21 protein-coding genes are annotated in these 23,467 nt (G+C 46.1%); 10 read left to right on the forward strand and 11 right to left on the reverse strand.

The genetic code is table 11. The features are described 5' to 3' along the window. Positions 1 to 2 precede the first annotated feature (2 nt). Positions 3 to 1,343 carry a gluconate transporter gene (gene gntU / locus QJR74_RS00190; protein ID WP_304372663.1) on the forward strand — a complete coding sequence of 447 codons (1,341 nt, stop codon included), beginning with the start codon at positions 3 to 5 and terminating at the stop codon, positions 1,341 to 1,343. A gap of 35 nt (positions 1,344 to 1,378) precedes the next feature. Here gntU and QJR74_RS00195 read toward each other — a convergent pair whose 3' ends face one another. Further along, the gene (locus QJR74_RS00195; protein WP_304372664.1) at positions 1,379 to 1,972 is read right to left on the reverse strand and encodes a YhgN family NAAT transporter; all 594 of its coding nucleotides are present in this window, start codon (positions 1,970 to 1,972) and stop codon (positions 1,379 to 1,381) included. Positions 1,973 to 2,159: 187 nt separating this feature from the next. Between QJR74_RS00195 and asd the strand changes: the two genes are divergently transcribed. Further along, complete coding sequence (gene asd / locus QJR74_RS00200; protein WP_304372665.1) at positions 2,160 to 3,269, forward strand: aspartate-semialdehyde dehydrogenase; 1,110 nt, start codon at positions 2,160 to 2,162, stop codon at positions 3,267 to 3,269. 44 nt (positions 3,270 to 3,313) lie between these two features. On the opposite strand, the gene glpD is transcribed toward asd, so the two are convergent. Then, the gene (gene glpD / locus QJR74_RS00205) at positions 3,314 to 4,810 is read right to left on the reverse strand and encodes a glycerol-3-phosphate dehydrogenase (protein ID WP_304372666.1); all 1,497 of its coding nucleotides are present in this window, start codon (positions 4,808 to 4,810) and stop codon (positions 3,314 to 3,316) included. Positions 4,811 to 5,027: 217 nt separating this feature from the next. On the opposite strand from glpD, the gene glpE reads away from it, so the two are divergent. The 3 genes from glpE to QJR74_RS00220 are packed head-to-tail and all read left to right on the forward strand — an operon-like array spanning position 5,028 to position 6,983. Continuing rightward, positions 5,028 to 5,360, forward strand: a complete 333-nt coding sequence (gene glpE / locus QJR74_RS00210; protein WP_304372667.1) for a thiosulfate sulfurtransferase GlpE — start codon at positions 5,028 to 5,030, stop codon at positions 5,358 to 5,360. 20 nt (positions 5,361 to 5,380) lie between these two features. After that, positions 5,381 to 6,214: a rhomboid family intramembrane serine protease GlpG gene (glpG, locus tag QJR74_RS00215; protein ID WP_304372668.1), complete on the forward strand. Its 834-nt coding sequence runs from the start codon at positions 5,381 to 5,383 to the stop codon at positions 6,212 to 6,214. A gap of 10 nt (positions 6,215 to 6,224) precedes the next feature. After that, positions 6,225 to 6,983, forward strand: a complete 759-nt coding sequence (locus tag QJR74_RS00220) for a DeoR/GlpR family transcriptional regulator (protein ID WP_304372669.1) — start codon at positions 6,225 to 6,227, stop codon at positions 6,981 to 6,983. Positions 6,984 to 7,016: 33 nt separating this feature from the next. On the opposite strand, the gene nfuA is transcribed toward QJR74_RS00220, so the two are convergent. Both nfuA and QJR74_RS00230 read right to left on the reverse strand, forming a co-directional pair. After that, complete coding sequence (nfuA, locus tag QJR74_RS00225) at positions 7,017 to 7,592, reverse strand: Fe-S biogenesis protein NfuA (protein ID WP_048912912.1); 576 nt, start codon at positions 7,590 to 7,592, stop codon at positions 7,017 to 7,019. 57 nt (positions 7,593 to 7,649) lie between these two features. Continuing rightward, on the reverse strand, positions 7,650 to 8,300 hold the full coding sequence (locus tag QJR74_RS00230; RefSeq protein WP_304372670.1) for a phosphoribosyltransferase family protein: 651 nt from the start codon (positions 8,298 to 8,300) through the stop codon (positions 7,650 to 7,652). Positions 8,301 to 8,358: 58 nt separating this feature from the next. On the opposite strand from QJR74_RS00230, the gene bioH reads away from it, so the two are divergent. Both bioH and QJR74_RS00240 read left to right on the forward strand, forming a co-directional pair. Then, the gene (gene bioH, locus QJR74_RS00235; RefSeq protein WP_441007662.1) at positions 8,359 to 9,123 is read left to right on the forward strand and encodes a pimeloyl-ACP methyl ester esterase BioH; all 765 of its coding nucleotides are present in this window, start codon (positions 8,359 to 8,361) and stop codon (positions 9,121 to 9,123) included. Positions 9,124 to 9,197: 74 nt separating this feature from the next. Further along, positions 9,198 to 9,494 carry a putative quinol monooxygenase gene (locus QJR74_RS00240; protein WP_304372672.1) on the forward strand — a complete coding sequence of 99 codons (297 nt, stop codon included), beginning with the start codon at positions 9,198 to 9,200 and terminating at the stop codon, positions 9,492 to 9,494. A gap of 38 nt (positions 9,495 to 9,532) precedes the next feature. Here QJR74_RS00240 and QJR74_RS00245 read toward each other — a convergent pair whose 3' ends face one another. Further along, complete coding sequence (locus tag QJR74_RS00245; RefSeq protein WP_304372673.1) at positions 9,533 to 11,842, reverse strand: Tex family protein; 2,310 nt, start codon at positions 11,840 to 11,842, stop codon at positions 9,533 to 9,535. 81 nt (positions 11,843 to 11,923) lie between these two features. Then, the gene (gene greB, locus QJR74_RS00250) at positions 11,924 to 12,415 is read right to left on the reverse strand and encodes a transcription elongation factor GreB (protein ID WP_304372674.1); all 492 of its coding nucleotides are present in this window, start codon (positions 12,413 to 12,415) and stop codon (positions 11,924 to 11,926) included. A 161-nt stretch (positions 12,416 to 12,576) separates the two neighbouring features. On the opposite strand from greB, the gene ompR reads away from it, so the two are divergent. Then, the gene (gene ompR, locus QJR74_RS00255; RefSeq protein ID WP_048912907.1) at positions 12,577 to 13,296 is read left to right on the forward strand and encodes an osmolarity response regulator transcription factor OmpR; all 720 of its coding nucleotides are present in this window, start codon (positions 12,577 to 12,579) and stop codon (positions 13,294 to 13,296) included. Continuing rightward, a complete protein-coding gene (envZ, locus tag QJR74_RS00260) occupies positions 13,293 to 14,645 on the forward strand; it encodes a two-component system sensor histidine kinase EnvZ (RefSeq protein WP_304372675.1) in 1,353 nt (450 codons plus the stop codon). Before ompR ends, envZ begins: the two co-directional genes overlap by 4 nt. A 43-nt stretch (positions 14,646 to 14,688) precedes the next feature. Here envZ and pckA read toward each other — a convergent pair whose 3' ends face one another. The 4 genes from pckA to QJR74_RS00280 form a co-directional block, all read right to left on the reverse strand. Then, on the reverse strand, positions 14,689 to 16,311 hold the full coding sequence (gene pckA, locus QJR74_RS00265; protein ID WP_304372676.1) for a phosphoenolpyruvate carboxykinase (ATP): 1,623 nt from the start codon (positions 16,309 to 16,311) through the stop codon (positions 14,689 to 14,691). Positions 16,312 to 16,505: 194 nt separating this feature from the next. Continuing rightward, complete coding sequence (gene hslO / locus QJR74_RS00270; RefSeq protein WP_304372677.1) at positions 16,506 to 17,372, reverse strand: Hsp33 family molecular chaperone HslO; 867 nt, start codon at positions 17,370 to 17,372, stop codon at positions 16,506 to 16,508. Between the two features lie 21 nt (positions 17,373 to 17,393). Continuing rightward, complete coding sequence (hslR, locus tag QJR74_RS00275; RefSeq protein ID WP_304372678.1) at positions 17,394 to 17,804, reverse strand: ribosome-associated heat shock protein Hsp15; 411 nt, start codon at positions 17,802 to 17,804, stop codon at positions 17,394 to 17,396. Positions 17,805 to 17,861: 57 nt separating this feature from the next. After that, positions 17,862 to 19,982, reverse strand: a complete 2,121-nt coding sequence (locus QJR74_RS00280) for an IgaA/UmoB family intracellular growth attenuator (protein WP_304372679.1) — start codon at positions 19,980 to 19,982, stop codon at positions 17,862 to 17,864. Positions 19,983 to 20,247: 265 nt separating this feature from the next. Between QJR74_RS00280 and nudE the strand changes: the two genes are divergently transcribed. Beyond that, a complete protein-coding gene (nudE, locus tag QJR74_RS00285; protein WP_304372680.1) occupies positions 20,248 to 20,811 on the forward strand; it encodes an ADP compounds hydrolase NudE in 564 nt (187 codons plus the stop codon). A 39-nt stretch (positions 20,812 to 20,850) separates the two neighbouring features. Here nudE and mrcA read toward each other — a convergent pair whose 3' ends face one another. Beyond that, positions 20,851 to 23,394, reverse strand: coding sequence for a peptidoglycan glycosyltransferase/peptidoglycan DD-transpeptidase MrcA (gene mrcA / locus QJR74_RS00290; RefSeq protein WP_304372681.1), 2,544 nt, complete (start codon positions 23,392 to 23,394; stop codon positions 20,851 to 20,853). Positions 23,395 to 23,467 lie beyond the last annotated feature (73 nt).

The raw sequence follows: 23,467 nt of genomic DNA on the forward strand, positions 1-23,467 counted from the left end.
TCATGAGCACGGCAACACTCGTTTTAACGGCAGCAGGCTCTGTCATACTGCTGCTTTTTTTAGTCATGAAAGCGCGGATGCATGCTTTTGTCGCACTAATGCTCGTTTCTGTCGGTGCAGGTATTTTTTCTGGAATGCCACTGGATAAAATTACTGACACCATGCAAAAGGGGATGGGGGGCACGCTAGGCTTCTTGGCCGTGGTGGTCGCACTTGGAGCGATGTTCGGTAAAATTTTGCATGAAACTGGCGCAGTTGACCAGATAGCGATAAGGATGTTGAAAACCTTTGGTGAAAAGCGTTCCCACTTTGCGATGGGAGCCGCAGGCTTTATCTGTGCGCTGCCGCTATTTTTCGAAGTCGCAATCGTCTTGCTTATCAGTATTGCTTTTGCGGTGGCGCGTCGTACCAACGACAATATGGTGAAACTGGTCATCCCGTTGTTCGCGGGTGTTGCAGCAGCGGCGGCATTCGTATTACCGGGACCTGCACCAATGCTTCTGGCTTCACAAATGCATGCAGATTTTGGCTGGATGATCTTACTCGGCCTCTGTGCGGCGATTCCTGGAATGCTTATCGCGGGTCCTCTCTTCGGTAATTTTATCGCGAAGCGCGTGCAATTTGCCGCTCCAGCTGCTGATAGTTTCCCTGAAGTCGCTAAAGATAAACTGCCTTCTTTTGGTTTTAGCTTATCATTGATCCTTTTCCCTCTCATTTTGGTCGGCTTAAAAACAATCGCGGCTAATTTTATCGATAAAGGCAGCCGTTTATATGAGTGCTTTGAATTTATTGGCCACCCTTTCATCGCGATTCTGATTGCCGTACTAATTACCATTTATGGTTTGGCTTATCGCCAAGGAATGGATAAGTCTCGAGTGATGGCGATTTGTGGTGAAGCCTTGCAACCTGCTGGGATTATCCTACTGGTAATCGGTGCGGGCGGTGTTTTCAAACAAGTGCTCGTCGATTCAGGTGTCGGTCCAGCACTGGGACACTCCTTAACAGGCTTAGGGCTACCTGTCGCGCTTTCTTGTTTTATCTTAGCTGGCGTGGTTCGTATTATTCAAGGGTCGGCGACAGTCGCGTGTTTGACGGCGGTAGGGCTTATCATGCCCGTGATTGAACCGTTACATTACAGTGGTGCTCAGTTGGCAGCACTTTCAATTTGTATCGGTGGAGGCTCAATTATTGTGAGTCACGTCAACGACGCGGGCTTCTGGTTGTTTGGGCGTTTTACCGGAGCGACTGAAGTAGAAACTCTCAAGACCTGGACAATGATGGAGACCATCCTTGGCGTTACCGGGGGGATTATTGGTATGGTCGCCTTCGAATTACTGTCCTAAAAAGTTAAAGGGTCGATATCTCGACCCTTTTTTTATTAGAGTTTTAGGTAAGCTCTAATCCCATCTAAAAACATCTGTGTCGCAATCATTATCAGAATTAGCCCCATCAATCGCTCAAGTGCATTGACACCTTTTGATCCTAATAAACGCAAAAATAGTCCTGACATCATTAGGATTGCAGCAGTAATTCCCCACGCAATAAAAAGCGCAAGTATTAACAGGCTCATATTTCCGGGGTACTGATGTGACATCAGCATGAGTGTTGCAAGTAGCGAAGGTCCGGCTAATAGAGGAATAGCTAGGGGGACTAAAAAAGGCTCCTCCCCTGCGGGGAGTCCTGAAGTAGATGATTCAGGTGAAGGGAAAATCATTTTTATCGCGATCAAGAATAAAATAATTCCCCCTGAGATGGAGACCGATTCCGCGCGTAAGTTCAGGAAGGCCAACATTTTTTCGCCGGTGAATAGAAATAGCAACATAATCACCAAGGCAATCAGGAGTTCACGGATAATGATGACTCGGCGGCGCTTAGGATCAATATGCTTCAGTACTGACATAAAAATCGGTAGGTTACCCAGCGGATCCATAATCAAAATCAGTAACACTGCGGCAGAAAAAAGTTCAGTCATGACTTATCGTCGTCCTTCCAAGCGGTTAGTATTAGCCAGATGATAAATTAATCGAACAATATCGATTTTTTTCACTTGCTAGTACGTCCAGTTTTTGTAGAGTTTGATAGTATCATTCCCATCAACGGGAGTGCAGACATATCCGTATATCGGTATGCAGCATATTTATTCTAACAGCAGGCACATCATGAAAAATGTAGGGTTTATCGGGTGGCGTGGCATGGTAGGTTCCGTGCTAATGTCGCGTATGAATGAAGAAAATGACTTCTCTGTCATTAATCCAGTCTTTTTTTCCACTTCACAACACGGACAACCAGCGCCTGTTTTTGGCGGTCATAGCCAAGGAACCTTACAGGATGCGTACGATATTGATGCCTTAACGAGCCTCGATATCATTGTTACCTGCCAAGGTGGGGACTATACCAGTGATGTTTATCCACGTTTGCGTCAAGCGGGATGGCAAGGCTACTGGATTGATGCAGCCTCGACGCTTCGAATGGCCGATGAGGCGATTATTATCCTTGATCCAGTGAACCAAAAAGTCATTACTGATGGGATTAATCGCGGTGTAAAAACCTTCGTTGGCGGTAACTGTACCGTTAGTTTGATGTTGATGTCATTGGGCGGGTTATTCTCACAAAATCTCGTTGAATGGGCTTCTGTAGCGACCTATCAGGCTGCATCGGGTGGCGGTGCGCGTCATATGCGTGAATTGCTGACGCAGATGGGTATGCTTCATGATCATGTGGCAACCTCATTACAGAATCCGGCTTCGGCCATTTTAGATATTGAGCGCAGTGTCACCGATTTTACCCGCTCGGGAACCTTACCGACGGATAACTTCGGTGTCCCGTTGGCAGGAAGCCTTATTCCTTGGATCGATAAGCAATTACCGAGTGGTCAAAGTAAAGAAGAGTGGAAGGGACAAGCCGAAACCAACAAAATTCTGGCGACCCAACAGATTATCCCTGTTGATGGGTTATGTGTACGAGTGGGGGCATTACGTTGCCACAGTCAAGCCTTCACTCTTAAATTGAAACAAGACATCCCGTTGGCAGATATCGAGCAAATGCTTGGAGCACATAATCCTTGGGTTAAAGTTGTTCCTAACGATCGTGAGTTGACGATGCGCGAACTGACACCTGCTGCAGTGACGGGTACTCTTATTACACCGGTTGGACGCCTTCGTAAATTAAATATGGGCCCTGAGTATCTCTCTGCCTTTACCGTGGGGGATCAGCTGCTGTGGGGCGCCGCAGAGCCGCTAAGAAGAATGTTACGCCAGTTGGTAGGCTAGTAAAAAAACCGGGATGAGTCCCGGTTTTTTATATTAACTAGGTACTATGCGACAGCTGTAGAAAGATACTGTTCTAACCAACGGGACACTTCTTCTTGCTGTGCAGGTGAAAGCCACATACCTTGCTTGGTTCTACGCCATAGGGCATCTTCAGCCGTACGAACCCATTCGTTATCGACGAGGTAACGCAGCTCTCTTTCATAAAAATCGTGACCGAAGTTTTGTCCCAATTGTTCAATACTGGTGATCCCCTCAAGTAACTTATCCGTATCGCTACCATAGGTTCGTGCGTAGTGACGGGACATCTCATTACTGATGAAAGGGTAACGCTTACGCAGGTTTTGGGTAAATGCCTCGCGTGTCCCCGTAAAGTGGCCACCCGGTAATACGCACTCTTTTGTCCAAGCTGGCCCAATATTAGGATAATATTTAGTTAGCTTCTCTAAAGCATGCTCAGCGAGTTTACGATAAGTTGTTAGCTTTCCACCAAATACAGAAAGTAGTGGCGCACTGCCTTGCTCATCGTGCACATCTAAGGTGTAGTCACGGGTTATTGCTTGAGGTGAGTCTGATTCATCATCGCATAGCGGACGTACGCCAGAATAGCTCCAGACAATATCTTCAGTACCCAATTGGCGTTTAAAATATTGGTTATAGACTTTGAGTAGATATGCAGTTTCTTTCTCGTCAATCTTAACGGCCAGTGGGTCGCCTTTATATTCCACATCGGTCGTACCGATAATCGAGAATTCATCCATCCACGGAATAACGAAAACGATACGATTATCTTCATTTTGAAGAATGTACGCTTGCTTCTCATCGTGGGCTTTAGGCACGACAATGTGGCTTCCTTTGATTAGGCGGATACCATAAGGGGATTTGATTTCTAACTGGTTATCGAAGATTTCCTTGACCCATGGGCCTGCCGCATTCACTAGGCCCTTTGCTTGCCAACGTAATACTTCGCCAGTATCGACATTTTCAGCTTCAACCTGCCATAGCCCCTTTTCACGCCAAGCACGGGTGACTTTTGTGCGAGTACGGACTTCGCCGCCTTTTTCAACCACCTCTTGGGCGTTGACCACGACCATACGCGCATCATCAACCCAGCAATCTGAGTATTCAAAGCCTCTAGTAATGTCGGGTTTTAGCGCGGACTGTGAACCAAACTTAAGACTTTTACTGGCGGCTAAGCTGGTACGTTTACCCAAGTGATCATACATAAATAAGCCAACACGGATCATCCATGCGGGACGAAGATGAGGTTGGTGGGGTAAGCGAAAGCGCATAGGAAAGGCGAGTTGCGGTGCCATTTTTAATAACACTTCGCGCTCAGCTAACGCTTCACTCACTAAACGGAATTCGTAATGCTCTAAATAACGTAAGCCACCGTGAATGAGTTTCGAACTTGCCGAGGAGGTCGCGCAGGCAAAGTCTTTTGCTTCGAGCAGCAATACAGAAAGTCCGCGGCCCGCCGCATCGACCGCGATGCCAGCCCCATTAATACCGCCTCCGATCACAATCAGGTCTTTGGTTTCCACGTGCACTCCTCGCTTATTGGCTATCAATAATGTTCGTTTTCGAAAATATAGTAATCGAAACCAAACATATTTGCCAATATTTAACCGCAAAAAAACATATTAGCGTGATAGAAATAACATTTAAGTTGAACCTAAACCGAATAGCGATGTGGAAAGGGTTAATCGAGACGAAATTACAGGTACAATATGAGAGACCTGCAATAATTTGAGAACAGTTATGGATACTTACGAATGCATTGATGTACTGGCCGCAGAAAAGGTCTTACAAGAAGGGGCGCGTCTGGTTGATATTCGTGATCCTCAAAGTTTTGAAAAAGCTCATATTCGTGGGGCATTTCATTTAACGAACGGTTCGTTAAATCAATTTGTTGAAGAGAGTGACTATGACCAACCGGTGTTAGTGCTCTGTTATCACGGTAATAGCAGCAAAGGTGCGGCACAGTACTTGATCAATCAAGGCTTTGACCAAGTATATAGTGTTGATGGCGGGTTTGATGCATGGTATGCACGTTTCCCGGACCAAGTGATCAAAGAGAGCGAATCCTCATAAACTTAGGTATTGAAAACGATATGCTTCGAGTCACCGAATTCACCAACCCGCGTATGGCCCATGCATTTGTTGATTACATGGCTACGCAGGGTATTCAATTACAGATTGAACAGCAGCAAAATTACGTTCTATTCCTTGAGGACGAGCAAAGAATAGATGAGGTTAATGCGGCTTTACAGCAATTCATCCGCGATCCCTCTAACCCTCGTTACCTGGCGGCAAGTTGGCAGAGCGGCCGTGCAGGGACTCGGCTTGGTTACCCCAAGGCAGAGTTATGGCGCAATATTAAGGAACGTGCTGGGCCGCTGACCCTAACCGTCATGGCTTTAGTTGTCATTGCCTACTTATTACTGATGTTTGTCGGGGAACAGCCCGTTTTTTCCTGGCTAAGCTGGCCTGCTTCTACGGAGCAAGGACTACAAGTGTGGCGTTGGGTTAGCCATATCTTTATCCACTTTAGTCTGCTGCAAATTGTTTTTAATTTGATGTGGTGGTGGTATTTAGGTGGTGTTATTGAGAAGCGTTTGGGGAGTGGTAAGTTATTCGTCATCACCGTTATCTCAGCCTTACTATCCGGATGGATGCAGGCTAAATTCAGTGGTATTTGGTTTGGAGGCCTCTCAGGGGTCGTTTATGCCCTAATGGGGTATAGCTGGTTACGCGGTGAGCGTGATCCTGACAGTGGCATCTATCTCGAACGTGGTCTGATCGTCTTTGCTCTGTTGTGGCTAGCCGCCGGTTATTACGGTGTCTTCGGTAATCCAATGAGTAATATGGCTTACATTGTTGGACTAGTCATTGGGTTGGCGATGGCTTTCGTTGATAGCCAAGCCGCGCTAAAAAAGCGTAAGTGAAGGACGTTTAATGAAACAGACGCAGAGACATGACGCTATTGTAGAACTGGTGAAACGTCAGGGATATGTCAGCACCGAAGAGTTAGTAGAGTTTTTTTCAGTGACTCCCCAAACTATCCGGCGGGATCTCAACGAGTTAGCGGAGCAAAATTTGATTCAGCGCCATCATGGTGGGGCGGCGCTTCCTTCAAGCGCCGAAAATACGGATTGGAATGATCGTAAGATGATGCATTCCAACGCGAAAACTCGTATTGCAGAGAAAGTTGCCCAGCAAATACCGGATGGATCGACTCTCTTTATCGATATTGGGACGACTCCAGAAGCGGTGGCCCACGCATTAATGGGCCATCATAATCTACAAATCGTGACGAATAACCTCAACGTTGCCCAATTGATGATGGCGAAGACGGACTTCCGCGTCATTATTGCCGGAGGGACGGTACGTGCTACTGACGGTGGGATTATTGGCGAAGCGACAATGGATTTTATTTCGCAGTTTCGACTCGATTTTGGCGTAATTGGTATCAGTGGAATTGATGAAGCCGGGACGATGTTAGAGTTCGACTACCACGAAGTAAGAACTAAGCGTGCGATCATTGAGAACTCGCGTTGCGTTATGTTGGTCACTGATGGCTCTAAGTTTGGACGCAAGGCAATGGTTAGTTTGGGGGGGATGGAAATGTTGGATTCACTCTTTACTGACAAATTACCGCCAGAACCTATTTTGCATCTCCTATCTCAGCACGCAGTTAAGTTGGAGATCTGTTGATAATTCTGCCCGAGGCTCGGGCAGAATTGTCTGTTAGTAATAAGAGTGTTCGCCGCGCTGATGTTCGGTTAAATCACGTACACCTTTCAATTCAGGGAAGGTCGCGAGAAGCTCTTTCTCAATCCCTTCTTTCAGTGTGACATCGACCATTGAACAGCCGTTACATCCACCGCCAAATTGCAAAATAGCGTAACCTTCCGGTGTGATTTCCATAAGGGAAACTTTACCGCCGTGGCTTGCAAGCTGTGGGTTGATCTGGGCTTGTAATTGATATTCAACACGCTCGATTAATGGCGCATCATCAGACACTTTACGCATCTTAGCGTTCGGCGCTTTTAAGGTCAGCTGAGAGCCGAGATTGTCGGTGACGAAATCAATTTCAGCTTCATCCAAATAAGGTGCGCTTAATTCATCGACGTAAGCGGTGAGAAACTCGTATTTTAATTCCGTATCAGTACTTTCAACGGCATCTGGCGGGCAGTAAGATACGCCACACTCCGCGGTAGGTGTACCCGGATTAATGACGAAGACACGGATCTGAGTTCCCGGCTCTTGCTTAGTGAGCAATTTTGCAAAATGCTGTTGGGCTGTATCGGTTATATGAATCATAAGACATCGCTCAATGTTATCTATGTTAAAAGTCATCTTACGCGCATCACTGCTACTCTACAAGGTACGGCACAGGCACCATACTTGTACGCTAGCGACCTGCTGTCGCTGCAAGAGTCTAACGATTTCTCGAGCTGTTGCGCCAGTCGTCAGCACATCATCCACGAGCGCAACATGTTTACCATAGAGACTAGTGGTAACATCGTACACTTGGCCAAGGTTACGTTGTCGGCTCGCTTTATCGAGGGTATGTTGGGTCGCAGTTAATTTCTTACAACGTATGGCGTTAGGCCTATATTCACAAGCGAGCCAACGCGCTAGCCGTCTGGCGAGAAGATCGCTTTGATTAAAGCCACGTTGCCGATAACGCTTAGGATGTAATGGAACGGCGACGATAATATCAGGCTTCTGCCACTGGTAATCCCGTCGGTATCGTAGATAGTTTAGCAAGATTAATCTTGAAAGCATGGCGGCAAGTGCTGTCTGTGATGAAAATTTGAACTGATGCAGAAGTTTACTGAGTGGGGGAACATAACTAGCCGCCGTAATCGTACCTTGCCAAGGAAAGAGAGATTGTTGGCAGGCACCACAGGTGATACTTACGGCATCAGTCGGTAAGGCACAGCTTAAGCAACGCGGTTGGTCGATCAATAGTTTTTGTTCGCACCAAGTACAAATCCCCACCGATGCATGCCAAACGGGTAGCATACATATCCAACACCTGCTTTTGATTGTTAACATAGGCTATACCTCCAAGAGAACAGAGATTATGACCCTCTATACACAACATTACGGACAAGGTATTCAACCACTTGTGCTACTGCACGGATGGGGATTGAACTCCCAAGTGTGGGATTTCATTTTAACGCCACTTAGTCCTCATTTTTCAATTACTGTCATCGATCTTCCTGGCTATGGTCGCAGTCAACCCTCAGATCCATTGAGTCTCGATGAGATGGCTAGCCACATTGCACCCTATATTCCTTCACAAAGCGTTGTACTTGGATGGTCTTTAGGCGGGCTGGTGGCCGCACAATTGGCCATCGACTTTAAAGAGAAGATCAAGCAGCTCATTTTCGTTGCTTCGTCTCCTTGTTTTAGCGAAAGAGGGGAATGGCCGGGAATTACGCCACAGGTTTTAGATAACTTTCAAACCCAACTCGCGACTGATTTCCGTCGTACTATCGAGCGGTTTATAGCCTTACAAAGTTTGGGCACAGAAAATGCGTCATTAAATACTCGAACCTTAAAACAGTCGATTATCGACCAGCCTCAAGCTTCACTAGCAGTATTGAATCGTGGGCTTTCCATTTTACAACATGATGACTTACGTCAGAAAATCTCTTCTATCGCTGCGCCGACTCTACGAATCTACGGTGCCTTAGATAGCTTAGTCCCCCGTAAAAGTATTGCGTTAACGGATAAGCTATGGCCGGCTAGCCAATCGATAGTGATAGAACATGCCGCTCATGCACCGTTCATTTCACATCCGCAAGAATTTTGCGAGGCGATTATTAAATTTGCTCAGTAGCATTATCGCCCACGAGTGTTAGCAGTGACTGTTTTATAGTAAACAGATGATTAAATCCTTATAAGGAGAAAACGATGCAACCTCTAATTAATGTTATTGCTTATATTACCGCTAAGCCAGGTAATGAAACCGTCGTTGAGCGTGCGCTCAAGGCAGCAGAGCAAGCGGTACAAGGTGAAGCCGGCTGTCAATCTTACGTATTAACTCAAGATATTCAGCAACCCCGCCGTTATGTCATGCTGGAGTGTTGGAGCAGTCAGGAAGCATTAGATACACACATGCAGCAACCTCCATTTAAAAAGCTAGTTGCTGAGATCGATGGTTTAGCAGAATTGGAAGTCGTGGTAACGAAAACGCTTAGCGAGCTATAACCCTATCAACCCTGCCAGGGGCAGGGTTGATAGAGGTCTTACTTTTTCTTGAACGCCGCGGCGAGGGCATCACCCATTGCGCTATTATTTTGCGTCGAGGATTGACGTGAAGGTTGGCGCGCTGGTTTAGGGCTCGCTTTTTCAGGTGCTGCGCTCCGGCGCGATTGTGTCTCACCCGGTTGTTCATCAAGGCGCATGGTTAACGCGATGCGCTTTCTTCCCAGATCAACTTCAAGTACCTTTACTTTGACAATTTCGCCAGTTTTGATCACTTCATGTGGATCACTGACAAAACGGTTAGCTAATGAAGAGATATGCACCAGTCCATCTTGGTGAACACCAATATCAACAAAGGCGCCGAAGTTGGTGACGTTAGTAACAGTTCCTTCTAGAATTAAGCCTGGAGTAAGGTCATCCATTGTTTCGATGCCTTCGGCGAAGGTTGCTGTCTTAAACTCTGGGCGGGGATCGCGACCTGGTTTCTCGAGTTCTTTAAGGATATCAGTAACCGTCGGCAACCCAAATCGTTCATCAGTAAACTGAGAAGCGGAAAGCGCACGAATAGTCGTACTATTTCCCATGAGAGAAGCGAGTTGTTCATGAGTCTGCGCGATGATCCGTTCGACCACAGGATAGGCTTCAGGGTGAACCGTCGAGGCATCCAGTGGATTGTCCCCTTGATTGATACGTAAAAACCCAGCACATTGCTCAAAAGCTTTGGGTCCAAGACGGGCCACTTTGAGAAGTTGCTGGCGATTCATAAAGCGACCGTTTTCGTCACGCCACTGCACAATATTTTGCGCAATCATACGACTTAAGCCAGCCACACGGGTCAATAGTGGTACGGAGGCAGTGTTAAGATCAACCCCTACGGCGTTCACACAATCTTCTACCACCGTATCCAGTTTCTTGGCTAACTGTGTCTGGCTCACATCGTGTTGATATTGGCCAACCCCGATCGACTTAGGATCGATTTTTACCAGTTCAGCTAAAGGATCCTGGAGCCTTCGGGCGATCGAGACAGCGCCGCGTAAGGAGACATCGAGATTTGGAAACTCTAATGCTGCAAGCTCAGAAGCAGAATAAACAGAGGCGCCAGCTTCACTCACAATGACTTTCTCTGCGGTAACAGCAGGATACTGTTTTTTGAGTTCAATAAAAAAGCGCTCTGTTTCCCGTGAAGCCGTACCGTTACCTATCGCCACTAGCTCAACGTTATGTTGCTGGCAAAGCAGAGCGACTGCTGTGGCGGCTTTTGCCGCTTGTCCGGTATGAGGGTAGACTGTATCGGTGGCGACTAATTTACCGGTAGCATCTACGACGGCCACTTTTACGCCAGTACGTAATCCGGGATCAAGTCCCATCGTGGCTCGCATCCCTGCAGGTGCGGCCATCAACAATGCGTTTAGATTACGCGCGAACACATCGATAGCTTCTAGCTCAGCCTGTTCACGTAGCGAGCCCATCAGTTCCGTTTCTAAGTGCAGCAGCACTTTAATTTTCCATGTCCAGCTAATAACGGACTTACGCCAAGTATCACTCGGAGCATTGGCGATACGCACGTTGAGGTGTTCGCTGATTAACGTCTCGCCGAAGCTCTCTTTTGGTGTCTCTTCGCTGTGCGGATCGGGATTTAGCGAGAGTTGTAAGATGCCTTCATTACGTCCGCGCAGCATGGCGAGTGCTCGGTGGGAAGGGGTTGTCGCTAAGAGTTCATGATGGTCGAAATAATCACGAAACTTGGCTCCTTCGGCCTCTTTGCCTGAGGCCACCTTAGAAACAAGGTGAGCATTTTTCCAGAGATACTGCCGGACTTTTGCCAGCAGTGAGGCATCTTCAGCAAATCTTTCCATCAGAATATAGCGAGCGCCATCTAAAGCACCGCGTGTATCCGCGATACCGTTATCCGCATTAATGAATTCTGCTGCGGTGGCTTCAGGATCCAGCTGAGGGGATGTCCATAATTTATCCGCTAACGGCGCGAGACCTGCCTCGATCGCGATCTGTCCGCGCGTACGGCGCTTAGGCTTATAAGGTAGATAAAGATCTTCGAGTTCAGTCTTACTCAACACAGCCTCAATCGACTGAGCGAGTTCGTCGGTTAATTTACCTTGCTCAGAAATGGAGTTAAGAATAGTTTGCCGACGTTCATCAAGTTCTCGCAGGTAGGTTAAACGTGTTTCTAATTGACGGAGTTGGGTATCGTCCAAGCCACCTGTAACTTCCTTACGGTAGCGGGCGATAAAAGGAATAGTGTTCCCTTCGTCATAGAGTTGTATCGTGGCATCAACTTGCTCGATGCGGACCTGCAATTCGTTGGCAATGATCTGACTTAGCGGCTTTTTCATTGTGACTCGTAGCTTGTAGGAGGTAAATTTTCTGACAGTTATACGGCGATGCACCGTGAATTTCCAGTCTAGGTATGCAGATTAAGGATTTTCCGCAGCGATGCCGGGATAACTAATGTTATTGACGGTCCATACGGCGGGTCCGGACGGAGTCTGGACGGTAGCGCTATCACCTACTTCTTTTTTCAGTAGGGCCCTAGCCATGGGGGAGTCGATCGAGATATAGTCATTACGGCCAAAAATCTCGTCATAACCCACTATTCGAAAGGCGAGAATATCCCCGTCATCATTTTCAATTTCCACTTGTGCACCGAAGAAAACTTTTCCCTCTTGTTGCGGGGAGTAGTCAACAATACGGAGTGATTCGAGGCTTTTACGAAGATAACGAACTCGACGATCGATCTCTCTTAAACGCTTTTTATTATACTGGTAGTCAGCATTTTCACTGCGGTCACCCAAACTGGCGGCCCAAGTCACTTTTTTAGTAACTTCTGGACGTTCTTCTCGCCAAAGTTGGTCGAGCTCTTGTTTTAACTTATTGTAGCCTTCACGAGTGATAAGTTGGGTTTTCACGCTATTGTCCTCTATCACCTATAGTTAGATCTTTACTTAACGTACTGTTAAATATGCTTTGTAACAATTTCAGTAAGAATATAAACCAATAAAATTTGTCACTGTAAGCATTATTTTTAAAAATAACATAGCTGGCGATAATGCCTTTGGGAGTCATTAGAATGCAGGAAAATTACAAAGTTTTAGTTGTCGATGACGACATGCGTTTACGGGCATTACTTGAAAGGTATCTCACCGAACAAGGATTCCAAGTACGTAGCGTAGCGAACGCTGAACAAATGGACCGTTTGTTAACCCGTGAATCTTTCCACCTGATGGTACTCGACCTCATGTTACCGGGAGAGGATGGGTTATCCATCTGTCGCCGTTTGCGTAGCCAAAGTAATCCAATGCCGATTATTATGGTGACGGCGAAGGGTGAAGAGGTTGATAGGATTGTTGGGTTAGAAATCGGTGCCGACGATTATATTCCTAAACCGTTTAATCCACGTGAACTGTTGGCCCGTATCCGCGCGGTTCTACGCCGTCAGGCGAATGAACTGCCTGGTGCGCCTTCTCAGGAAGAGGCGGTCATTACCTTTGGTAAGTTTAAGCTCAACTTAGGGACGCGTGAGATGTTCCGTGAAGACGAGCCTATGCCACTGACCAGCGGAGAATTTGCAGTACTTAAGGCATTAGTCAGCCACCCCCGCGAACCACTTTCAAGAGACAAGCTCATGAATTTAGCGCGTGGCCGTGAGTACAGCGCAATGGAACGTTCCATCGATGTACAAATTTCTCGATTGAGAAGAATGGTTGAGGAAGACCCTGCTCATCCCCGTTATATCCAAACGGTTTGGGGCCTTGGCTACGTCTTTGTTCCAGATGGCAGTAAAGCATGAAGAAATTTCGCTTCTCTCCGCGCAGCTCTTTTGCGCGGATGTTGCTACTCATTGTCTCACTTCTCTTTGTCAGTTTGGTGACAACCTATTTAGTTGTCCTTAATTTTGCCATTTTACCTAGCTTGCAGCAGTTTAATAAGGTTCTCGCGTATGAAGTGAGAATGCTTATGACAGATAAGCTACAGCTTGAAGACGGTACACAACTGGAGGTGCCTCCAGCCTTTAGACGGGAAATCTACCGTGAACTAGGGATTTCGCTTTATACCAACTCTGCCGCGGAAGAGAGCGGTCTACGTTGGGCGCAACATTACAAATTTTTAAGCGAACAGATGGCACACCAATTGGGTGGCCCGACAGATGTTCGTGTTGAAGTGAATAAGAAAACCCCAGTGGTGTGGTTAAAGACTTGGCTATCTCCCAATATCTGGGTCAGGGTACCATTAACTGAAATCCATCAAGGCGATTTCTCGCCCTTATTCCGCTACACCTTGATGATCATGCTATTAGCCATTGTTGGAGCGTGGTTATTTATTCGTATGCAAAACCGACCATTGGTAGCGCTTGAGCATGCGGCATTACAGGTAGGTAGAGGTCAAATTCCACCTCCTTTAAGAGAGTACGGAGCATCGGAAGTGCGCTCGGTAACGCGTGCTTTTAACCAAATGGCCTCGGGTGTTAAACAGCTTGCGGATGACCGAACCTTGTTAATGGCCGGCGTGAGTCATGATTTACGTACTCCTCTAACACGAATTCGCTTGGCGACAGAGATGATTGGAGCCGATGAACAGTATCTTGCCGATTCAATCAACAAAGATATTGAAGAGTGTAATGCCATCATTGAGCAATTCATTGACTATTTACGGACAGGTCAAGAAATTCAAAAAGAACGCGTTGATCTCAATACGGTATTAGGCGAAGTCGTTGCTGCAGAAAGCGGATATGAGCGTGAAATCGATAATCAAGTAATGAGTAGCGAACTATTACTCGATATCAACCCTCTTGGCATTAAACGGGCCGTCGCTAATATGGTAGTTAATGCCGCTCGTTACGGTAATGGCTGGATCCGTGTCAGCAGTGGACGTGAACTAGATCGTGCTTGGTTCCAAGTCGAAGATGATGGCCCTGGTATCGATAAAGACCAAATTGCCCACCTTCTACAGCCCTTTGTAAGGGGGGATAGCGCTAGAACGACCAGTGGTACTGGATTAGGACTTGCGATAGTACAGCGGATTATCGATGCCCACCAGGGAGAGCTGAGTTTTGATACCAGCGAAAAGGGCGGTCTAAAGATAAGAGCCTGGTTGCCATTACCCTCCAGTAAACAGGCTGCAGTAGTTGAGAGCATCTAGCATTATGCTCACTCCCAATAAGTTGGGGGTGAGCAGAAGAGGATTAGGCGTGAAGTTTTGGCCCTGCGCTGACTAATGCTTTACCGGCTTCAGTATCAGTGTAAGGTGCAAAATGATCGATAAACTGTTTGGCGAGTTCTTCAGCTTTTATTTCCCACTCAGGGAAACTCTCCCAACTTGTTCGAGGATCGAGAATAGAAGGATCAATTCCTTGAATATGTTTTGGAAATTGTAGGTTAAAGATCGGTAGTGTATCGCACTCTGCATGATCGAGTTCATCATGCAAGATGGCATTAATTAACCGACGAGTATCTTTCAATGACAAACGTTTTCCTTGCCCATTCCATCCAGTATTAACTAAGTAAGCCTTCGCTCCACTTGCCTGCATACGTTTAACCAAGACTTCAGCATAGCGTGTTGGATGTAGTGTTAAGAATACCGCCCCAAAACAAGCGGAGAATGTGGGTGTGGGCTGCTTTATTCCGCGCTCAGTGCCTGCTAATTTCGCGGTAAATCCTGACAAGAAGTGATACTGAGTTTGTTCTGGTGTTAATCTCGACACTGGCGGGAAAATACCAAAGGCATCCGCCGTTAGGAAGATCACTTTTTTAGCGTGACCTGCTTTAGAAATGGGACGGACAATATTATCAATATGGTTGATTGGGTAAGAAACGCGCGTATTCTCGGTCTTACTATCATCATTAAAATCAACGCTTCCATCGTGATTGACGACAACATTTTCAAGTAAAGCGTTACGACGAATCGCTTTGTAGATTTCTGGTTCAGCGGTTTCAGAAAGATTGATGGTTTTTGCGTAACATCCTCCCTCAAAGTTAAACACGCCATCGTCATCCCATCCATGCTCATCATCACCAATTAACTGGCGTAACGGATCCGTGGAAAGTGTTGTTTTTCCTGTCCCGGACAGGCCAAAAAATACCGCTACATCCCCTTCTTTACCGACATTCGCCGAACAATGCATTGATGCAATGTTTTGCAGAGGTAATAGATAATTCATTACAGAAAACATGCCTTTTTTCATCTCACCGCCGTACCAAGTCCCGCCGATAAGCTGCATACGTTCTGTGAGGTTGAAGGCAACAAAGTTTTCCGAATTAAGGCCTTGTTCACGCCACGATGGGTTATGGCACTTTGAGCCATTGAGGACAACGAAGTTAGGTTCAAAGGAGGCTAACTCTTCAGCATTTGGGACAATAAACATATTGGTAACGAAATGAGCTTGCCATGCGACTTCAGTCACAAATCTTACGCTCAAGCGTGTTTCAGGATTAGCGCCGCAAAAGGCATCCACTACAAACAATCGCTTACCGGAAAGTTGTTCACACAACAGCTCTTTTAAGTTATTCCAGATCTGGGGTGAAAGGGGCTGGTTAGCATTTTTGGCTGCACTGGTGTCGTTCCACCACACGGTGTGCTCAGTGGTCGCATCACGTACTATGTATTTATCTTTCGGTGACCGCCCTGTAAAAATTCCAGTATCGACCGCTACGGCACCAGACTGAGTAACAATCCCTCTTTCAAAGCCTTCAAGCTCTGGAGATGTCTCTTCATTAAATAGCTGTTCATATGAGGGATTATGAACAATTTCAATAGAATCAGTGATCCCAATAGCACTCAGATCGGGAAGCGGGGGGGTAGCTGACATGAGGCGCAACTCCTTCGATAAAAAAGTGGCTTAGCAAAAATAGGTCAATGTCAGAAAAGTGTACCCGTAATCGTCGAGGGGGAAAGCAGAGAGGGGGGAAAGTGTGAGCAGCGTTAAATTACTATTTAAAAAAGAGGGACATTCTTATGAGGTTACCGCAAGTAAGCGGGGCCATGCCCCGCCTGTCATCATCATTAATGGATTGAAGAATTGCTTAACGGCACGTCGTTACGAATGTTAGCAACGTCTACGGCATCATAGAGATAATGGCTACCACAATAATCGCAATGCATATCGATTTTTCCGTCTTCAGCTAAAATAGCGTCAATTTCTTCTTCAGAGACGGTCTTCAGTACTTCACCACAGCGCTGTCTAGAGCAGCTACACTTAAATTGTACTGGCTGCGGATCGTAGACGGTGACCTCTTCTTGGTGAAATAGGCGCCATAAAACATCGTTGGCCGGTAACCCAATGAGTTCCTCTTCTTTCACTGTTGTGGCAAGTGTCGCAAGGTGATTAAGCGCTTCACTATCTTTATCTTCGCTAGGTAAGACCTGCAGTAAGATACCGGCTGCACCTTGAGTGTTATTTCTGATGATTAATCGAGTTGGAAGCTGTTCTGAACGTAAAAAATACTCTTCAATACATTCAGCAAAAGTAGGCTTCTCTAACGCGATAATACCTTGGTAACGCTCTCCTTTGGCCGGCGTGATGGTAATGACTAGATACCCTTGTCCAAGCATTTGTGCAAGGGTAGCCTCATCATCGATTTCGGCACGAACGCGCGCAACACCGCGTAACTCTTGTTTATCGTTACCGTTAATCACTGCCATGGCTAGGGGACCTTCACCCTGCAGTTGTACAGTGATATCACCTTCAAATTTTAACGTAGCGGTCATTAAACTTGTCGTCACCAACATCTCTGCCATCAGTTTCTTTACTGCAGCAGGGTAGTCATGACCCTCAAGGATAGCGTGGAGCGTATGGCTGACATTAACCAATTCACCACGAACGGCGGCATCAGCAAATAAATAACGGTGGAGTTGATCTTGGACAGACATTATTTTCTCTTTAGGGCGCAATTATTCGCCCGTTATCTTAAATTTAATTAAATCACGGCGCTCTTTTTTGTCAGGGCGACGGTCGGGGTGTGGCATCGTTAATGCATTTAACTTCCGTGCCTGGGCGATCGATTCGCGCTTAATCATACTCTCTTCAGTCTCTTGATAAAGTTGTTGAGCTTCAGAGGCACTACGACGATGCTCACTAAGCGAGAGGACGATCACGGTACGTAGGTCATTACCCTGTCTGACTTGTACTTGGGCGCCAGGTTCTACCCATTTACTGGGTTTACTCCGTTGGCCATTGTACTGAACCTTTCCTCCCTCGATCATCTCTCTTGCAATGGCTCGTGTTTTATAAAAACGAGCAGCCCAGAGCCATTTATCGAGTCTTACTTTATCGGGAGCAGGATGTGTATGGGTTGTTTGCATGTGTGCCTCCTAGAGACAAACTAGCATAAGCTTAACAGTAAGACTTAACCTTAACCATCATTCTTTAAAGTGATGGATGAGTGGTAGCGAAGCTTTCGCTATCGATGCATTATAGTCTTCTTGTATACGCGTAATACGCGAAAAATGAGAGCGCAGACGATGGATACCTAAACATGTATTAACCACTACAAGCGCAACCAAACAGGCTAAAAATAAGGTGGTAACGACGTAACGCCACAAAGCATGGGTGTTAGGTTCTTGGTGTACGACGACGTGAACCGTTCCTTGGCTATCGTGTTGAAGAGACGTAATAATTCCTGATAAGGCAAAAGGAGTCGTTAATAACTGCTCGGAGATGCGTTGTAATTCTTGCCATTGCGCCGCGGGTGCTAAATCAAAAAGCGAGGTATCTGGCTGTTCTTGATCGACAAGTAGCTGACCTTGTCCGTTAACGAAGAGGTAACCATTCTTGGGTAAGTGACTCAGCGATTCGATCCTTTTACGCGTCTCACGACTGATAAAAGTGGTCGTTGCGGCGTTAACTAGATTCGTTAAGTTTTCGGCGCTATTAGGCCTTAACAACACATTCAAACCGTCAAGTTTTCCGGACTTCGCTTGGTTAACCAAGAAAGGCCAATCCCTCGCGTTCTCAAGATTGACTAAAGCATTTTTTAAGCGCAAGCAATCATCGTCAGAGGCACATAGCTGCGCCGTTTTTAAAACTATATCGGAAAAGTTATTGAGTAATATCATCCCCGATTTTTGTATTGCAGACGCAAGTTGTGGGTTAATCCCCTTTAAATCATTCTCTGGTGCAAGCTGCTGTGAGGTAGTCGCCAGCAGTGCTTGAGTCTGTTCAATAACAGGGGAGGAGAGCGCAGGGGGAGATGGCTGGTTATTCCAATAAATAGCAGAGCAATCGAAAGGTAAGAAATCATAGCTTCGATTACTTTGGTAGGTTTGGGGCACGACGCACCTTCCAGTACCTTTAATATTAATTGCATCGCCAACGTGTAATTTATGTTGAGTCAGTTGTTTGACATCGGTGACGGTCACGCGCTGTTCGCCTTGCAGTCGTGCTAAGGCAATATTGAATGATACGCCTGTCGGTAACCAGCTGGTGGTCATAATCAGTATTAACAAGGAGCCGGCAGCTAACGTCAGGTTATGACGCCAATTTTGAATGGGGAATTTTTTAACTTCTTGAGTAAGGGAGAGTAAGGAACCATGTTGTACGACTCGGTTCTGACCATCGACCTCAATGACCGTTTCTTTCCCAATATCTTGCTGAATATACGGATACCAATGCTCGGGATAATGCAGATCAAGAATTCCTAAGGATAAACTTTGTTGTTTAGGGTTTGCTTCGCCAAAAAGGTCCCAAGGCTTAAGGAGACCACGCATTGTCCTAATTTCTTGTAAATGACTCCGTGGTGGGCGGCGGTACATTATCCATAAGCACGGTAAGATAATCAGTAAACTGGCGACTAGGATCCACGGCATGATTTTTAAAGGCGTTAATAAGCTACAAAAAATCAGTAAAAGCGCGCAGCAGAGTATCAGTGCTTCACTGATATTGTTTGCGTGGGCTAAGGTGTATTCCTCGTGGGTTTGACGACGAACATCGAGTATAGCGACCCGCTCACTGGTCTCTTTACGGATCGAAGTATCAGTGACGGTAGAGAGATTATTTTGCGGGCCAATATGCTCAAGGTCATGTAGCAATGAGTGGCCGTTCAAACTGATAATTAAAGGTAGTTGATTGGTATAAACTAATTCAATGGTGTTATCTGCGGCAATAAAAGGTTGGGCGTTAGGCGGTAAGTGAACCTCAAATGCATCGAGATAATAGCGGTTACGTTCTGGCACACTAGTCGACAAACTATAATGCGTTATAGAGTGATTGAGCTTATACACAGATTTATCCCGCAAAGTACAAGCATTACGCGGTAAGTGAATTCTGTTAAATAAACGTTCTATCAGTCCATTGGGTTTCGGCTGTCGTTGCTTAAGATATGCGCGACAAAGGCTAATTTCTTCGGCGGTAAGCGAGCGTTGATCGACGGTATTAAGTTCTTGATGTTGGGCGCGGAGTTGTTTTTTGGGTAGCAGTATTTTTGTCCATACAAATAGTACGCAGAACAAAATTACGAGTAGTAAGAATATAAAAACACTCATGCGTTACCTAGGGCAAGGAAGTGATAAGCCTCGTGGCCAGTATGATAGTCGAGTACAATAATACCTATCTCAGCAAAACATTGAATTAAACAATTGGCACACTCCTGTGTCAATCTAGTCTTACGTATCGCAATAATAAATCAGGATAATCTTATAATTATCCCCTTTGAAGCAATCAGATCGACAAAGAGCCAAATTTGGACTGGTTGCCTCTCGCTGGCTATGCTTCAATAGTGGCACACAGATCATCATTTCGAGGTAAACCATGTCCGCGCTAAAAAAACCGCAAATTTTGCGTATTGCAGAAGTCGCGAGCTCAAGACTGTTTACTATTCAATCTGTCCAGCTACGTTTTAGTAATGGTGTTGAGCGTAATTATGAGCGCATGAAACCAGCGGGCCGTGAAGCTGTTATGATCCTTGCGCTGGAAGGCGAAAATGTCCTGATGATAGAGGAATATGCTGTAGGGATCGAGGGCTATGAATTGGGCTTTCCAAAAGGATTGATCGATGCAGGGGAAACGCCTGAACAAGCGGCAGTAAGAGAATTAAAAGAAGAGGTTGGAATGGGTGCCGAAAAACTCACGGTTTTAGGCCGTGTCACAATGGCTCCTTCTTACTTTTCAAGCCGAATGCATATTCTCGTCGCCGAGAAACTTTACCCTGAATGGCTAGAAGGCGATGAACCTGAACCTTTAGTCATTCATCGCTGGCCTGTGACTAAGCTCATAGACTTACTGAATCACCCCCAATTCCAAGAAGCGCGTAATGTTAGCGCGATGTTCCTATTACGAGAGTGGCTAGTCAAACAGTCCCAGGATTTGATGTGAGATAAAAAAGTGGGCTAACTTTTTAGCCCACTTATAGCATCAGAATAAATCTTGGCTTTCTGCGCCTGAACCTATAGTAGTACTGGTTTCTTGGACCGAATACTCTTTTGGTTCGGTGCCGGTAATAAAGTATTCAGGGCGACTATTCCCTCCACCATGCGATAATTTACCGGTCGTTCTATCTATCGTTACCGTGGTGATACCTTCAGGTGGTGTTAACGGCTGTAGCGGCACACCTTGTAGCGCTATTTTCATATAGTCATCCCAAGCTGGCTGGGCACTTTTAGCGCCGCCTTCGTAACCCGAGACTTGGTCTGCAATGGCACCCGAAGCAGTAGTACGACCTAAGGCATGACTAGGGTTATCAAAGCCAATCCAGACTGACGTCGCAATACCAGGGCCATAACCCGAGAACCAGGCATCTCTTGAACTGTTAGTAGTACCCGTTTTGCCGCCAATATCATTACGTTGTAAATCACGTCCTGCGCGCCATCCGGTTCCCTGCCAGCCAGGTTCGCCGAAGATATTAGAGTTCATCGCACTCTTGATTAAAAAGGAGAGTGGAGTACTGATCACGTGAGGCGCATAAGGATCAGCGCTTGCATCTTTATCGATACTTTGTAGATCGGTTTGTGGCTCACCAAGAGGTGTGGGCTGCTCAGAATGTGCCACATTTTCGGTTTGTGTATCATCCAATCGTGCAGTATCCGTCGTATTCGCGAACAGTGTGGGAGAATTACACTCTGGGCAAGCGACTTTAGGATTTTCTTGAAATAAAACATTCCCTTGCTGATCGCTTATTTTACTAATTAACCAAGGTGTTACTTGGTAGCCACCATTAGTGAGGATTGCGTATCCTCTCGCCACCTGCATCGGTGTGAAGGAGGCTGCACCTAAGGCTAATGACTCGGTATGGACAATATTTTGCTCCGGAAAACCAAACCGTAATAGGTACTTCGCAGCATAATCGACACCCATTGCACGCATCGCACGAACCATCACGACGTTTTTGGATAAGCCCAGTCCTTGACGCAGTCGCATCGGGCCGGCATAAACATTGGGTGAGTTATGCGGACGCCAATCAGAACCAGCTCCAGCATCCCATCGTGAAATAGGTAAGTCGTTCAAGATAGTGGCTAAAGTGAGGCCTTTATCCATCGCGGCCGTGTAAAGGAAAGGTTTGATGTTAGAGCCCACTTGGCGTATGGCCTGTGTGGCGCGGTTAAACATACTTTGTGAGAAGTCAAAGCCACCGACTAACGCTTTGATTGCACCATTATGCGAATCCAACGAGACTAACGCTGAATTAACTTGTGGAACTTGTGCAAGCCACCATTCTTGGCCTACGGCTCGGACCCAAATCAGTTGTCCTGAAGCGATAACTTGATTGACAGAACGTGGGGTCGCTCCCTGTAAGTTATCGTTTTTAAATGGTCTTGCCCAACGAACCCCTGCTAGCGTTAAGGTTTGCACACTACCATTTTTTAGTCTGACTTGTGCTGCATTACCATCAACGCGTTGCACGACTGCAGGAATAAGCGGTCCATAAGTTGGATAGTTAGCCAGAGTTTTATCAATTTTCTTATCGTCCCAAACCGATTGGCCATCGTGCCACAAAATTTTGGTTGGCCCACGATAACCGTGACGAATATCGTAATTTAAAACGTTATTGACGACCGATTGTTGAGCGCCTTCTTGTAGCGTCCGTGTAATGGTGGTAGTGACTTGATAGCCATCATTATAGGCATCTTCACCATAACGTTTAACCATTTCTTGGCGCACCATTTCACTGATGTAAGGAGCGGTGAAGGCAACCTGTGGACCATGATATTGAGAGAGTAATGGTTCATTAATGGCCTGCTCATATTGCTGCTGGCTGATGTATTTCTGATCTAACATTCGACCCAATACGACATTACGTCGTGCAAGAGCGCGTGTAGGTGAGTAGAGCGGGTTAAAGGTCGAAGGGGCTTTTGGTAATCCGGCAATCATGGCCATCTGACTTAAGCTAAGTTCATTGATGTCTTTGCCGAAGTAGACATGTGCGGCCGCTCCTACGCCATAAGCGCGAGAACCCAGATAAATTTTATTTAAGTAAAGGTCGAGAATCTGATCTTTACTAAAAAGTTGTTCGATACGAATAGCTAAGAAGGCTTCTCTAATTTTACGTAATAGCGTTTTCTCAGGGGAGAGGAAAAAATTACGAGCTAACTGTTGAGTGATAGTACTTGCTCCCTGCGATGCTCTGCCTGAGAACAGTGCAATGGATGCAGCCCGAAAAATCCCGATGGGGTCGACCCCATGGTGTTCGTAAAAGCGGCTGTCTTCGGTCGCAATGAAAGCGTGAATAAGGTCTGGAGGCATTTGCTGTAAGGTTAAAGGGATACGACGTTTTTCCCCAAATTGAGCAATCAACTCTCCGTCTGCGCTGTAAACCTGCATCGGCGTCTGCATTTTGACGTCTTTGAGGGTATTAACATCGGGTAATTGAGGTTCAATATATTTATATAAGCCATATATCGAGCCTACTCCCAGAAAAATGCAGCAAATGAATAATATGAATAAATACTTTAAGAACTTCACCTAAACTCTCTCACTCGAACGGTATTGGGTAGTTTATAAACAATTACCTCGTAGTATAAAGGCATCATCGCTG

The sequence above is a fragment of the Tatumella ptyseos genome (assembly GCF_030552895.1).
Lineage (GTDB): Bacteria > Pseudomonadota > Gammaproteobacteria > Enterobacterales > Enterobacteriaceae > Rosenbergiella > Rosenbergiella ptyseos_A.